This is a genomic window from Bacillus sp. FMQ74, from assembly GCF_001875785.1.
GTDB lineage: Bacteria > Bacillota > Bacilli > Bacillales > Bacillaceae > Bacillus > Bacillus stercoris.
This window is the reverse complement of record NZ_MOEO01000009.1, coordinates 59,038-72,905: the sequence shown is the minus strand read 5'-3', so window position 1 is coordinate 72,905 and position 13,868 is coordinate 59,038. Positions and strand designations below refer to the sequence as shown.

Sequence of the window (13,868 nt, the reverse complement as noted above, 5' to 3'; positions counted from 1 at the left end):
AACATGACAATTTCATTGGCAAAAGGACAAAAAGTAGATTTAACAAAAACAAATCCGGGTCTTTCAAAGGTTGTTGTCGGTTTAGGATGGGATACGAACAAGTATGACGGCGGGCACGACTTTGATCTTGACTCAAGTGTGTTTCTGTTAGACGCTGCAGGCAAATGCGCATCTCCAAACGACTTTATTTTCTACAACCAGCTTGAAGGCGGCAACGGTTCAGTCGTTCATTCAGGCGATAACCTGACTGGTGCTGGCGAAGGCGATGATGAGAATGTAAAAGTAAATCTCAGCGCTGTACCGGCAAATATTGATAAAATCTCATTTGTTATTACCATTCACGAAGCAGAGGCGCGCAGCCAAAACTTTGGACAAGTATCAAACGCGTTCGTCCGCATCGTAAATGAAGAAACAAATGAAGAGCTCATCCGTTACGATCTTGCGGAAGATTTCTCTATTGAAACGGCAATCATTGCAGGGGAGCTTTACAGACATAACGGCGAGTGGAAATTCTCCGCAATCGGCTCTGGCTACCAAGGCGGCCTTGCCCGCATTGCAACAGACTACGGTTTGCAAGTCGGTTAAGACAAATACGAAGAGCAGAAAGGAGAGAGGCAGTATGGCCATTCAATTATCAAAAGGACAGCGCATTGATTTAACGAAAACAAATCCGGGACTGACAAAAGCGGTGATCGGCTTAGGCTGGGATACAAACAAGTACTCCGGCGGACACGATTTTGACCTGGATGCTTCAGCCTTTTTAGTTGATGCGCATGATAACTGCGTGAATGATCTCGATTTCGTCTTCTATAATAACCTTGAACATCCGAGCGGCGGTGTCATCCATACGGGTGACAACCGCACGGGTGAGGGCGATGGAGATGATGAGCAGATTATCGTTGATTTCTCAAAAATCCCTGCTCACATTGAGAAAATCGGCATCACAGTGACCATTCACGACGCTGAAGCACGCAGCCAAAACTTTGGACAAGTTTCCAATGCATTTGTCCGCGTTGTGGATGAAGAAACGCAGAATGAGCTTCTTCGCTTCGATTTGGGAGAAGACTTCTCCATAGAAACAGCTGTTGTCGTTTGTGAGCTATACAGACACGGCGGCGAATGGAAATTTAATGCGATCGGCAGCGGTTTTTCCGGCGGGCTGGCTGCATTGTGCCGAAACTACGGTTTGCAAGTGTAAACGAGTGACAAATAGAGAAGTCGCCGTTTCAAATTAATAGGAGGAAAAAACTTGGACTTTTTACATCATATCATGTCTACGTATGCTTCATTTTTCGATTGGAAAATGTGGGGGGAAGTTCTGACTGATCCTGTTTCCTGGGGTCTGATCGGTTCCCTTGTTGTTCTGGAAGGCCTTTTATCGGCCGATAACGCGCTTGTTCTTGCGGTCATGGTCAAACACCTGCCGGAAAAACAGCGGAAAAAAGCGTTAACGTATGGTTTGTTTGGAGCTTATATTTTCAGGTTTATTTTCATCGGGCTCGGTATGCTCCTCATTAAATTCTGGTGGATCAAGGTGCTTGGCGCACTTTACCTGGCTTGGCTCGTCATTAAGCACTTCTGGATAGGCGAAAAAGAAGAAGAAGCGGACGGCATGAAGAAAAACTCTTGGATGGTCCGCACGTTCGGGATCTTCTGGGCGACTGTCGTTTCAGTAGAACTAATGGATCTTGCCTTCTCTGTGGACAGCATCCTGGCCGCGTTTGCGGTATCTGAAAAAGTATGGGTGCTTCTGATCGGCGGTATGCTTGGTATTTTAATGATGCGTACAGTTGCAAAAGTGTTCCTTGTTCTGATTGATAAAATTCCTGAGCTGGAAAACACAGCATTCGTGTTAATCGGCATTATCGCGCTCAAAATGGCGGCGAGTGCTTTCCATTACGAAATGCCGCACTCTGTATTCTTCATGATCATTATCGCTGCATTTGCGGTGACATTGATCATTCACTACATCAACAAACAAAAGCAGGTGCGCGAACAAACAGCTGCCTCAAAAGAAGAATAAAACAAAACAAGGAGGGAGGTTCAATGTCCTTCCTTTTTTGTTACCGAAATATCGTTCAATGACAAACCGGAAAGGAGGATATGATGAGACAAGAAGAAGTAATCATTCATAAAGCACTTCCGGCTGATGGGGATTGGAAAAGCCTGCTGTTTCAGCCATTGCCGGAGCGGGATCACTATGAAACAGAACAAGGCCTTTCGTTTTCTCGCCTTGCCGGACAGATATTAGGCACGCCTATTGATGAGACGGACTACTATAACGAGCTGTATGAGCTGTCTGTAAATGGCCGCATGACTATTTTGAGTGAAACGCTTGATAAAACAATCGAACCGGAAACATTTCAAAAGCTTCAGCATATTCATTCCATCAATCAGAAAGAAAAAGGGCTGTCAGTTAGCCGCTTTGTTGCCTTTCTGGACGGGGAAAAGCTGATTGCGAAGCACTCAAATCCCTTGATGCACCGCCATTTAAGAAAAGCGCTGATGACGCTTTTACATACCTTTGCGGACAGTCATGAGAAGGGGCTCAATCATCCTGATTTTCGCAGAGTGCTGCTTGATGTCTCGAAGTTTTCTTTAAATCACCTGAATCCGTGGCTGGAAAAAACCGATATAGAGCGTGAGATGCCAAAGGTTGTTTGGTATGGAGATGCGACGAAAAGCCAGCTCTATTTCTTATATTATCTGATGCTAGTCGGCTGTGATGTTCTACTGTTCCATCCGGCGGGAACCGATCAGCTGGCGCTTGTCGATCCAAAGCAGGAACTCAGTTTTACGGAAAAGCTCCCGGATGTTTCGGAGCTTCAGCCGTTTCCGAAAGAAAAACCAGACCGTAAATCAACAGTGGCTTACCGCTCAACAAAAGAAATTGAACATGTGCTGAATCACGAGGAGTCCATGCTCTACAAGCCATGGCAGTTCAGAGATCACACGCCGGTGTCTATTACGCTGAAAACGACCTATGATGAACTGTTTTTAATCACGAAAGAGCGCGCCTTTATTCGGCCGAATTTCAAAGCAGATAAACACTCCATTGAGATTCCGAATGTATTCGCCAAAATTATGGGCGTGTCGAAAGACAATAAGGAATATTGGAACAGGCTTCATACTCTAGCGGATTATCAGGAAACAGAAATGGTCAGAAGCTTTCCGTTTACAGAGGAAATAAAATCGAACTATCAATTTCATTACAGCCATGCACTTGACCACGAAGGAAACATCGATCCGGACAAGCTGATGGCAAGCAATGTGTGGCAGTACAAACAGCTGCCGGCGGGCGTTCAGGCCGCCATTGCCAAAACGATTTCGAGAATGTGCAGGCACCCTCGGCTTAAGGCTTTGCATCAGGAACAAGTCAAGGATGTTCAAATCTATTTGTTTAAGCAAACAACAAATCTGCCTGCTAATCTGCTGAAATTGATTCAAATGTTCGACTATGCGCAAACCGTTCCGAAACTCGTTTTATATCATACGGAAATGAGCGGCGGACTCACGCGTTCGGATGCCGCCGCCCTGCTGTTCCTGAATGAAATCGGAATCGATATCATCATTTATAATCCGCCCGGACACCAAGATATTGAGCAGTTTATTGAAGAGGATCAGTATGATATCCACTGGCTGGACGACATGGTGTTTCAGCAGGACTACAAAGAGCCTTCGCTTGTGAAAAGGCTCTTCAGAACCATTACCCAAAAATAAGGAGAGAAGAAAAGCATGACAACAGAAAATCAAAATCCGCTTGTTCTCGATAAAAATGAAGAGATTTCCCAGCAAAAAGCTGACGATATCCGTCTTCAGCTCCGTCAGGAACCAGAGGTAAAGCGGCTTGCTCAACAAATTGACGTTAAAAACCAAATGGAGCTGCTTGAGTACGGCAAGGAGCCGGCCGTTGAAATATCCAAGTTCTCTGACCGCATCTTGGGGATGATGAAAACAACAAGTGTGACAGACTCTGGCACAATGCTGACCCAGCTTGGAAAAATCATGGACCGCTTCGACAAAAATGATTTTGATGAGCCTAAGGGATTAATGGCGAAAATTTTCAAACGCGGCGGCAGCATGATTGAAAAAATCTTTAAAAAGTATCAGACACTTGGCGGAGAGATTGAAAAAATCCATGTTGAGATTTCGAAATACAAAGATGAAATGACGAAGACAAACTACACGCTCGATGAAATGTATGAAAACAATATCAAATACTATATGGAGCTTGAAAAATACGTCGTTGCCGGGCAGATGAAACTGGAAGAGATGCAGTCGATCCTTCCTTCATATGAGGAAAAAGCGGCAAGCGGAAACCAGCTGGCGCAAATGCAGCTCGATACACTGCGCAACGGCATTCAGGCGCTTGAGGAACGGGTGTATGATCTGGATATGGCACGGATGGTGGCTCTTCAAACCGCACCACAAATCCGTCTCCTGCAGCGCGGAAATGCAAAGCTAATCGGGAAAATTAACTCCGCGTTTATTATTACCATTCCGATTTTCAAAAACGGCATTATTCAGGCTGTTACGGTGAAACGGCAAAAGCTTGTGGCTGATTCAATGAGCGAGCTTGACCGCCGGACAAACGAGATGCTGAAACGAAATGCTGAAAACATCTCGAGCCAAAGTGTTGAAATTGCGAGAATGGCCGGCAGACCGAGCATAGATATCGAAACGATCGAATCGTCTTGGAACACCATTGTCAGCGGCATGCAGGAAACAAAACAAATCGAAGAAGAAAACAAACGCCTCCGCGAAGACGGTGCGAGACGTATTGCCCAGCTTCAGGATAATATTAAAAAAGCAGCATTGCAGCAATAATAAGAACCCCGCTTATGGAACATAAGCGGGGTTTTTCATTTACATCATTTAGTTAATGACAATGTGTAAAGACAGGTGTAAACTTAAACGGTAATCATTTTGCATATCAGAGGTGTTGGCAATGGGAAAACAACAGCCTATATCCCAGCGTAAACTGCTGGGCGTCGCCGGTTTGGGGTGGCTGTTTGATGCAATGGATGTCGGAATATTATCGTTTATTATCGCCGCGCTTCATGTAGAGTGGAATCTGTCGCCCGAGGAAATGAAATGGATCGGAAGCGTCAATTCCATCGGCATGGCTGCGGGTGCGTTTTTGTTTGGGCTGCTGGCTGATCGAATCGGCCGAAAAAAAGTATTTATTATTACCCTTCTATGCTTTTCCATCGGAAGCGGCATTTCCGCTTTTGTGACGAGCTTATCGGCATTTCTAATCCTTCGTTTTGTGATCGGTATGGGACTTGGCGGAGAGCTTCCAGTCGCTTCGACACTCGTTTCGGAAGCGGTTGTGCCTGAAAAGCGAGGCAGAGTGATTGTGCTTCTGGAGAGCTTTTGGGCCGTGGGCTGGCTCGCAGCCGCACTGATTTCTTACTTTGTGATACCAAGCTTCGGCTGGCAGGCTGCCCTGCTGTTAACCGCACTGACTGCTTTTTATGCGCTATACCTGCGGACGAGTCTGCCTGATTCACCAAAATATGAATCGCTTTCTGCCAAAAAGAAATCTGTGTGGGAGAATGTAAAAAGCGTCTGGGCAAGACAGTATATACGGCCGACCGTAATGCTGTCGATCGTTTGGTTCTGTGTGGTGTTTTCTTATTACGGCATGTTCCTATGGCTCCCGAGTGTCATGCTGCTGAAAGGCTTCAGCATGATTCAAAGCTTTGAATATGTCCTGCTGATGACGCTTGCTCAGCTACCGGGCTATTTCTCTGCCGCATGGCTGATTGAAAAAGCGGGCCGGAAGTGGATACTCGTCATTTACCTGATTGGTACAGCAGGAAGCGCCTATTTCTTTGGAACGGCTGATTCTTTAGGCCTCCTGCTTACAGCTGGAATGCTGTTATCGTTTTTCAATCTCGGTGCGTGGGGCGTGCTGTATGCGTATACCCCGGAACAATATCCGACTGCGATTCGCGCAACAGGTTCAGGAACGACGGCGGCGTTTGGAAGGATCGGCGGCATCTTCGGGCCTTTGCTCGTTGGAACTCTCGCAGCCCGTCATATTTCGTTTTCGGTCATCTTCTCAATCTTTTGCATTGCAATCTTACTCGCGGTTGCTTGTATTTTGATTATGGGGAAAGAGACGAAACAAACTGAGCTGGAATAGGAAAAGCACCTCTTGAAAGAGGTGCTATTTTTACATTTGCACCCGGGCTGCGGATTGGCGTTTTCCGGTTTTACTGATTGTCTGGTAGAGCGCCATTGACAGCATGAATAGTATGGCAGTAAATCCTGTGACAGCTCCGAAATGCTGTGTGCTTTGATATAAAAAACCTGCAATGCCTGTGCCGACAGTGGTTCCTGCATACATAGCGGCATTGGAAAGGGAAGCGATGGTTCCTCGCGCGTTTGGTGAAATGGATTGAGAGATACCCATCATTAAAGGAAAGATAATGCCAGCTGTAAAGAACGTGAGAAAAAAGCTCGTTTCGACTAAAAATAAGTTCGGAAAGAACGGAAGAGCGAAATAGAGAGCGCCCATCAGCAGCATCCCGCCGATCAATGGCTTAAACATGCCCAGCTTTGCTGAAATCCGGCTGCCGATAAGGCTTCCGAGCATATTTCCCAGTCCGAGAACAAGCATAGCGGCTCCAATTTGTGACACGGTTAAATGATAATCCGCAGCAAGCCAAGTGCCTAGAAAGCTGAATGAAGCGAAGTTTCCGGTTTGAAAGAGAAAATAGGCAAGCAGAATGACCGATGTTTTAGGCAATGAAAAAAGCTCCCGATATGGGTTGATTAATGATGGGCGCGCCAATGGTTCAGAAGGCCGGATATCAGGCATAACCACCGCCAGAATCAATAGAAGAATAATCGAGCACGCTGACAAAACAAAAAATGGCGTATGCCATGTAAAGGAAGCGAAAAACCCTCCGATCGGCAGTCCGAGCATTTGTGAAGCGGCCAATCCTGCTGTTGCAATCCCCATGCTTTTTATAATCTGAGAAGGCTTCACAATGATTGGGATGGACGCCCAAATTTGAGGCGTCACAAACGCAGCGCTAACGCCTGCGGCAAAACGGAACAGGCACATGGCGGCAAAAGAGGGAGCGATGCCGCATAAAAACGTGGATACGCTGAAGCCCGCAAGTCCCCACAGCATGACTGTTTTTCTGTTTAGCCGGTCTGAGATTGGGCCCGCAATGAAAGCGAAGAGCGCATAACCGAGTGCATAAGCACTAACCATCCAGCCTGACAAATCAGTAGAGACATGAAACTGCTCCTGTAAAAGGGGGAGAAGCGGGGAAAGCAAAAAGGTATCCGTGCCAATGACAAACATGACACTGAAGAAAAGCCAAATACGATTCAAATTTTGTCACTCCTATTGTTTTATAACTTTGAAACCATGAAACAAATATGTATAGAGAAAACCCTTTGTTAGAGGGTTTCCAAAAAGCCAGGCAGGTATGTTTGAAATGTGTCTTCACGGAGACTGACATATTTTGTCCGCGAATCTTTCCGGGTTGCCGTCAATCCCGCTTCACGCAGCGTTTTAAAATGATAAGATGCCGTGGTTTTGACAATATTGCACTTTTCACCTACTTCGCCGCAGCTGAGTTCTTTTCCGCTGGCATAAAGCGTACGAATAATAGCAAGCCTTGATTCATCAGACAGTGCTTTAAAAATTTGCGCTCTGATTTGATCATCTGATTGTTTCATAGTCATGAAACTATAATACATAATTGAAGCTGGGAAAGCAACTTATTTTTCCAGTAAAGGAGCAGGAAGTCATCATAGGCAGGAGGAATTCAATTCCAATAAAAGCGTTTTCATCTTTAGATAGGAGAAAAATCACCCGTAAAATACAATTATATAGGAGGATTACAGAGTATTTAGAAGCATAAATAAGATCATGTGGTCACATGGATGTTTATAAAGAAATGGTACAGAATAAAAGAGAATATGCTGTTTGTGTGGGAAGTTACATAAATGTTACGGTTATTAGGATTGCTTAATATGGAGGGAAAATATGAGTGTAGATGAGAAACCAATTAAGATAAAAGTCGAGAAAGTCTCTAAAATTTTCGGGAAACAAACAAAGAAGGCAGTTCAATTGCTTGCCAACGGAAAGTCCAAAAAAGAGATCTTAAAAGCGACCGGATCAACCGTTGGGGTTAATCAGGCAGATTTTGAAGTATATGATGGTGAGATATTTGTCATCATGGGTCTATCAGGGAGCGGTAAATCAACTTTAGTACGGATGTTAAACCGGCTTATTGAACCGACTGCCGGAAGTATTTACATTGATGGTGACATGATAACAAATATGTCAAAAGACCAGCTCCGGGAAGTCCGCCGGAAGAAAATCAGCATGGTCTTTCAAAAGTTCGCTCTGTTTCCGCACAGAACGATACTTGAAAACACAGAATACGGACTGGAGCTGCAAGGCGTAGACAAACAAGAGCGGCAGCAAAAAGCGCTTGAGTCATTAAAGCTCGTCGGCCTTGAAGGATTTGAACACCAATATCCTGACCAGCTTTCCGGCGGGATGCAGCAGCGTGTCGGCCTTGCCCGCGCGTTGACAAATGATCCGGACATCCTTCTGATGGACGAAGCGTTCAGTGCGCTCGATCCACTGATTCGTAAAGATATGCAGGATGAGCTTCTTGATCTTCACGATAATGTCGGAAAAACAATTATCTTTATTACGCACGACTTGGACGAAGCGTTGCGGATCGGTGACAGAATTGTCCTAATGAAGGACGGCAACATCGTTCAAATCGGCACGCCTGAAGAAATCCTGATGAATCCATCTAACGAATATGTTGAGAAATTCGTCGAAGATGTTGATTTGTCTAAAGTCCTCACAGCAGGCCACATTATGAAACGCGCTGAAACAGTGCGGATTGATAAAGGGCCTCGCGTAGCATTGACACTGATGAAAAACCTTGGAATTTCTTCAATTTATGCAGTGGATAAACAAAAGAAATTGTTAGGTGTTATCTATGCGTCTGATGCGAAAAAAGCGGCTGAGTCTGATTTGTCACTTCAAGACATCTTGAATACAGAATTTACGACTGTACCAGAGAATACGTATCTGACTGAGATTTTTGACGTTGTGTCCGATGCGAATATTCCAATTGCGGTTGTGGATGAGAAGCAAAGAATGAAAGGGATTGTGGTAAGAGGCGCGCTGATTGGCGCACTTGCCGGCAATAACGAGTATATCAATGCTGAAGGCACTGACGAACAAACACAAGATCCTTCTGCACAGGAGGTGAAATAAGATGGATAGACTCCCTAGAATACCTTTAGCAGATATCATTGACCGTTTTGTTGACTGGATTACGATGACGTTTGGCGGATTCTTCGACGGAATTGCTAACGGTTTGGCTGCTTTTGTAAATGGAATTGTCAGCGGACTTGGATTTATCCCATCTATTTTGTTAACGATTATTTTCGCCGCACTTGCGTGGTGGATCAGCACAAGGGGAATTGCGTTATTTACGCTGATTGGTTTCCTCGTGATCGATTATTTAGGATATTGGGACCCAATGCTGCAAACATTGGCGCTTGTTCTGACATCCGTGATTATTTCGATTGTGGTCGGGGTTCCGATCGGAATTTGGGCGTCCCAGAAAGAAATGGTTCGCCGTATTGTAACGCCTATTCTTGATTTAATGCAGACAATGCCTGCTTTCGTATATCTATTGCCGGCAATTTTCTTCTTCAACATCGGTGTTGTGCCGGGTGTTGTTGCATCGGTTATTTTCGCGATGCCGCCGACAATCCGCATGACTGTTCTCGGTATTAAACAAGTGCCGGCGGATCTGATTGAGGCGACTGAGGCGTTCGGTTCTACAACAGCTCAGCGTTTGTTTAAAGTTCAGCTTCCGCTTGCGACAAAAACTATTCTGGCTGGAATCAACCAAAGCATCATGCTCGCGTTATCAATGGTTGTTATCGCCGCAATGGTCGGTGCACCAGGACTTGGTTCTGAAGTATACAGCGCCGTTACACAGCTGAAAACAGGGGTCGGCGTAGAGGCCGGTATCGCCATCGTTATCGTTGCCATTACCCTGGACCGTATTACTCAAAATATTAAAGTGAAGAAGAAAAGCAGGGGGAATGCCTGATGCTTAAGAAAATCATCGGCATCGGCGTTTCCGCCATGCTGGCGCTCTCACTTGCGGCTTGCGGTTCAGAACACGATGAAAATGCAACCGCAGCAGAACAGGTGAATAAGACCATCATCGGGATCGACCCCGGTTCAGGGATTATGTCCCTGACTGACAAAGCGATGAAGGATTATGACCTGAATGACTGGACATTGATTTCAGCGTCAAGTGCTGCGATGACCGCTACGCTTAAAAAGTCATACGACCGTAAGAAACCGATTATCATTACAGGATGGACACCGCACTGGATGTTCTCCAGATATAAGCTGAAATATCTCGATGATCCGAAACAATCTTATGGCAGCGCGGAGGAAATCCATACGATCACACGCAAAGGCTTCAGCAAAGAACAGCCGAATGCCGCAAAGCTTCTGAGCCAGTTTAAATGGACGCAAGACGAAATGGGCGAAATCATGATCAAGGTGGAAGAAGGCGAGAAACCTGCCAAAGTCGCTGCTGAGTATGTAAAGAAACACAAGGATCAGATTGCCGAATGGACAAAAGGCGTTCAAAAGGTGAAGGGGGACAAAATCAACCTTGCCTATGTGGCGTGGGACAGTGAAATTGCAAGTACAAACGTGATCGGCAAAGTCTTAGAAGACTTAGGCTATGAGGTGACGCTTACTCAGGTAGAGGCCGGTCCGATGTGGACTGCAATCGCGACGGGAAGCGCGGATGCATCCCTTTCCGCATGGCTGCCGAATACCCATAAAGCATACGCCGCCAAATATAAAGGCAAATATGACGATATTGGCACCAGTATGACGGGTGTGAAAATGGGTCTTGTTGTTCCTCAATATATGAAAAACGTCAACTCAATTGAAGATTTGAAGAAATAATGAAGAAAGCAGCCTGTAGTCAGGCTGCTTTTTTTGCGTTAAGAAGCGTTAGCGGCAGCAAGTGATTCTGCCTTCTGAAATGTTTTGAGCACGGCGTTCGCTAAAATATGAATGCCGGTAAACATCGCGTTTCGGTCAAAGGTCATGTGCGGATGATGGAGTCCCGGCTGGAGTCCGCACCCAAGACCGAGCATCGTTGTTTTGAGGTTCGGCACCTTCACGGCGTAAAAATGGAAATCCTCGCCGCCGGTGGTGACAAGCGGGTCATCAAGCTGCTCAGCCCCGATGATTTCCGTAATGGCTTCTGCCATGATCGTTTCAGCTTCTTTGTTTTGTGTTGCCGCAGGAAGGCTGTGCTCTTTTTGCAGCTCGATCTTTGCGCCAAATGCGGCGGCGGCCGCTTCACAGGCTCTTTCTGTTTCGGCAATTAACGACTCCATGGCTTCATTCGTCTGTGCGCGTAAATCAAGGCTGAACGATGCTTTTCCTGGAATGATGTTAGAGCTATCTCCGCCGGCTTGAAGTTTTGTCATTTTGACAGTATGCGGGATTTGCGGGTCAATATGAATGAGTCCGAGCTTATGTACGAGAAATGCCGCAATTTCAATGCTGTTTTTCCCGAGGTGCGGGCGGGCACCATGAGCTTCCTCTCCGATAATCGTTCCCTCGATGTGCTGGCTTGATCCGTGCAGAATAGACGGGGCGCAGCGGCCGTTTTGTGTTTCCTGAATCGGACGGACGTGAACACCGTACAAATAGTCGACATCATCAAGCACGCCTTCTTCTATCATTTTCAAGGCACCGCCGCCTTTTTCCTCAGCCGGCTGAAAGATAAAACGGATTGTGCCCTTCGGAAGCTCAGGTTGTTTTCTCAGCAGCATTAACGTGCCTAATGCCATTGTCATATGTGAATCGTGTCCGCAGGAATGGTTGGCGCGAAATGTGCCGTTAACTTCCTGCCATAGCGCGTCAATATCAGCGCGCACAGCTACAACAGGTGAGCCTGATCCAACTTCACCGACAACCCCGGTGCAGTCTGAAAACGTGCGAGTCCGGCACCCTAACTCCTCAAGCTTTTGTTTGAGAAATGCAGTCGTCTCATATTCCTTCCAGCTGACCTCAGGGTTCGCGTGCAGATGCTCGAAGATGTCCATAATGGTTTGTTTCATGTCTTCTGAAAGCTTTTGCATGGTGAGAATTGCCTCCTTCTATCAGAGTGAATTTTATCTTCTTTCCTTTATTTATATTGAAACAGGAAGATAAGCTGTATATAATATAGCACATATTTCTACTTTTCAGAATAATTAATATTTTCAAACAGAGGGGATGGATCGAAATATGAGTATACCAGCAGCCGAAACACAGCCTAAGAAAAAACGAATGACATTTAAAATGCCTGACGCTTATGTCCTCTTATTTATTATTGCTTTTATTTGCGCAATTGCTTCATATATTGTGCCGGCAGGTGAATTTGACCGCGTGACAAAGGGGGATGTCACGACTGCTGTTCCGGGAAGCTATCATTCCATTGAACAGTCACCAGTCAGCCTGATCAGCTTTTTTACTTCTCTTCAGGATGGAATGGTCGGATCAGCACCAATCATCTTTCTGATTTTATTCACAGGCGGCACCATTGCCATCTTAGAAAAAACGGGTGCCATCAATGGCCTGATTTACAATGTCATCAGCAAATTCCGCACCAAGCAATTATTATTCATTTGTATTGTCGGCGCGTTGTTCTCCATTCTCGGAACAACCGGGATTGTCGTGAATTCAGTTATCGGTTTTATCCCCATCGGCCTCATTGTGGCACGATCCTTAAAATGGGACGCAGTCGCGGGAGCCGCTGTCATTTACATCGGCTGTTACGCTGGATTTAACTCCACCATACTATCACCGTCCCCGCTCGGTTTATCACAATCAATTGCGGAGCTCCCTCTTTTTTCAGGAATCGGCCTGCGAGTTGTGATATACATTTGCTTTTTGCTGTCTTCTATTATTTATATCTATTTGTATACGAGAAAATTAAAAAAATCAAAAGATGCCAGTGTGTTAGGAACAGATTGGTTCCCTGGAGCAGGAATGGGCGAAGCAGGTAAAGAAGAGGATCAGTCAGTGTCATTTACTGTTCGCCATAAGCTGATTTTGACTGTGGCGGGACTCTCACTGGTCGGATTTTTATACGGCGCTTTGAAGCTTGGCTGGTCGGATTCCCAAATGGCTGCGACATTTATTTTTATTTCTGTCCTTGCCGGCTTAATAGGAGGACTTGCGGCGAACGATATTGCCAAAACCTTCATTACGGGCTGCCAAAGTCTTGTATACGGGGCGCTGATTGTCGGGATGGCACGAAGCATTTCCGTCATCCTTGAAAATGGAAAGTTACTCGATACAGTCGTCAATGCTTTGGCTTCACTGTTGGACGGATTCAGCCCGATTGCCGGGGCAATCGGCATGTATATCGCCAGTGCGCTGCTTCATTTTCTCATCTCTTCTGGGTCTGGGGAAGCCGTTGTATTTATTCCAATCCTGGCGCCGCTCGCTGATTTGATGGGAATCACGAGACAGGTTGCGGTGGAGGCGGTTATGCTTGGAGAAGGGGTCGTCAACTGTGTCAACCCGACATCCGGCGTTCTTATGGCGGTACTTGCCGCCAGCGGCATTCCGTACGTCAAGTGGCTGCGGTTTATGGTGCCGCTTGCTCTGATTTGGTTCTTGATCGGGCTTATTTTTATTGTGATCGGCGTCATGATCAATTGGGGGCCGTTTTAACAATTGCTGCCCGCCGGCTTGTATGGCGGGCTTTTAAGTTATTCATTGCAGAAGCGCAGGCTGTTATTGTAACATGTAAGCCATAAGCCATTCG

Annotated in this window: 13 protein-coding genes; 10 read left to right on the top strand and 3 right to left on the bottom strand. The window is 45.9% G+C overall.

Annotation, left to right across the window (positions count from 1 at the left end; translation table 11 throughout):
• Positions 1–3 precede the first annotated feature (3 nt).
• The 6 genes from BLL41_RS16730 (at position 4) to niaP (ending at position 6,151) form a co-directional block, all read left to right on the top strand.
• The gene (locus BLL41_RS16730; RefSeq protein WP_014475718.1) at positions 4–585 is read left to right on the top strand and encodes a TerD family protein; all 582 of its coding nucleotides are present in this window, start codon (positions 4–6) and stop codon (positions 583–585) included.
• Positions 586–619: 34 nt separating this feature from the next.
• Positions 620–1,198, top strand: a complete 579-nt coding sequence (locus BLL41_RS16725) for a TerD family protein (RefSeq protein ID WP_003241242.1) — start codon at positions 620–622, stop codon at positions 1,196–1,198.
• A gap of 51 nt (positions 1,199–1,249) precedes the next feature.
• The gene (locus tag BLL41_RS16720) at positions 1,250–2,023 is read left to right on the top strand and encodes a TerC family protein (protein WP_071578715.1); all 774 of its coding nucleotides are present in this window, start codon (positions 1,250–1,252) and stop codon (positions 2,021–2,023) included.
• A gap of 83 nt (positions 2,024–2,106) precedes the next feature.
• Complete coding sequence (locus tag BLL41_RS16715) at positions 2,107–3,720, top strand: YceG family protein (RefSeq protein ID WP_071578714.1); 1,614 nt, start codon at positions 2,107–2,109, stop codon at positions 3,718–3,720.
• A gap of 15 nt (positions 3,721–3,735) precedes the next feature.
• Positions 3,736–4,827 (top strand): toxic anion resistance protein, encoded by a 1,092-nt coding sequence (locus BLL41_RS16710; RefSeq protein WP_003234715.1) that lies wholly within the window; start codon positions 3,736–3,738, stop codon positions 4,825–4,827.
• Positions 4,828–4,948: 121 nt separating this feature from the next.
• Positions 4,949–6,151 (top strand): niacin permease NiaP, encoded by a 1,203-nt coding sequence (gene niaP, locus BLL41_RS16705; protein ID WP_014662681.1) that lies wholly within the window; start codon positions 4,949–4,951, stop codon positions 6,149–6,151.
• A 30-nt stretch (positions 6,152–6,181) separates the two neighbouring features.
• Here niaP and BLL41_RS16700 read toward each other — a convergent pair whose 3' ends face one another.
• Both BLL41_RS16700 and BLL41_RS16695 read right to left on the bottom strand, forming a co-directional pair.
• Positions 6,182–7,354 (bottom strand): MFS transporter, encoded by a 1,173-nt coding sequence (locus tag BLL41_RS16700; protein WP_071578713.1) that lies wholly within the window; start codon positions 7,352–7,354, stop codon positions 6,182–6,184.
• A 68-nt stretch (positions 7,355–7,422) separates the two neighbouring features.
• Positions 7,423–7,725: an ArsR/SmtB family transcription factor gene (locus tag BLL41_RS16695; RefSeq protein WP_083428059.1), complete on the bottom strand. Its 303-nt coding sequence runs from the start codon at positions 7,723–7,725 to the stop codon at positions 7,423–7,425.
• A 289-nt stretch (positions 7,726–8,014) separates the two neighbouring features.
• Here BLL41_RS16695 and opuAA point away from each other — a divergent pair, with 289 nt between their 5' ends.
• From opuAA to opuAC, 3 genes are read left to right on the top strand one after another with little or no spacing between them, the layout of a single operon-like run.
• Positions 8,015–9,271, top strand: coding sequence for a glycine/proline betaine ABC transporter ATP-binding protein OpuAA (gene opuAA, locus BLL41_RS16690; protein WP_071578712.1), 1,257 nt, complete (start codon positions 8,015–8,017; stop codon positions 9,269–9,271).
• 1 nt (position 9,272) lies between these two features.
• Entirely contained in the window at positions 9,273–10,121 is an 849-nt protein-coding gene (opuAB, locus tag BLL41_RS16685) for a glycine/proline betaine ABC transporter permease subunit OpuAB (protein WP_071578711.1), read from the top strand.
• Entirely contained in the window at positions 10,121–11,002 is an 882-nt protein-coding gene (gene opuAC, locus BLL41_RS16680) for a glycine/proline betaine ABC transporter substrate-binding protein OpuAC (RefSeq protein ID WP_071578710.1), read from the top strand. Before opuAB ends, opuAC begins: the two co-directional genes overlap by 1 nt.
• A gap of 38 nt (positions 11,003–11,040) precedes the next feature.
• On the opposite strand, the gene BLL41_RS16675 is transcribed toward opuAC, so the two are convergent.
• Complete coding sequence (locus tag BLL41_RS16675) at positions 11,041–12,192, bottom strand: M20 peptidase aminoacylase family protein (protein ID WP_071578709.1); 1,152 nt, start codon at positions 12,190–12,192, stop codon at positions 11,041–11,043.
• Between the two features lie 148 nt (positions 12,193–12,340).
• On the opposite strand from BLL41_RS16675, the gene BLL41_RS16670 reads away from it, so the two are divergent.
• The gene (locus BLL41_RS16670; protein WP_071578708.1) at positions 12,341–13,774 is read left to right on the top strand and encodes a YfcC family protein; all 1,434 of its coding nucleotides are present in this window, start codon (positions 12,341–12,343) and stop codon (positions 13,772–13,774) included.
• Positions 13,775–13,868: the final 94 nt, after the last annotated feature.

What these genes read in the sequence shown, in the direction of transcription:
- BLL41_RS16695 (WP_083428059.1), bottom strand. Translation starts at nt 7,725, where the DNA reads ATGTATTATAGTTTCATGACTATGAAACAATCAGATGATCAAATCAGA.
- opuAA (WP_071578712.1), top strand. Translation starts at nt 8,015, where the DNA reads ATGAGTGTAGATGAGAAACCAATTAAGATAAAAGTCGAGAAAGTCTCT.
- opuAC (WP_071578710.1), top strand. Translation starts at nt 10,121, where the DNA reads ATGCTTAAGAAAATCATCGGCATCGGCGTTTCCGCCATGCTGGCGCTC.
- BLL41_RS16715 (WP_071578714.1), top strand. Translation starts at nt 2,107, where the DNA reads ATGAGACAAGAAGAAGTAATCATTCATAAAGCACTTCCGGCTGATGGG.
- BLL41_RS16675 (WP_071578709.1), bottom strand. Translation starts at nt 12,192, where the DNA reads ATGCAAAAGCTTTCAGAAGACATGAAACAAACCATTATGGACATCTTC.
- BLL41_RS16670 (WP_071578708.1), top strand. Translation starts at nt 12,341, where the DNA reads ATGAGTATACCAGCAGCCGAAACACAGCCTAAGAAAAAACGAATGACA.
- BLL41_RS16710 (WP_003234715.1), top strand. Translation starts at nt 3,736, where the DNA reads ATGACAACAGAAAATCAAAATCCGCTTGTTCTCGATAAAAATGAAGAG.
- BLL41_RS16730 (WP_014475718.1), top strand. Translation starts at nt 4, where the DNA reads ATGACAATTTCATTGGCAAAAGGACAAAAAGTAGATTTAACAAAAACA.
- opuAB (WP_071578711.1), top strand. Translation starts at nt 9,273, where the DNA reads ATGGATAGACTCCCTAGAATACCTTTAGCAGATATCATTGACCGTTTT.
- BLL41_RS16725 (WP_003241242.1), top strand. Translation starts at nt 620, where the DNA reads ATGGCCATTCAATTATCAAAAGGACAGCGCATTGATTTAACGAAAACA.
- niaP (WP_014662681.1), top strand. Translation starts at nt 4,949, where the DNA reads ATGGGAAAACAACAGCCTATATCCCAGCGTAAACTGCTGGGCGTCGCC.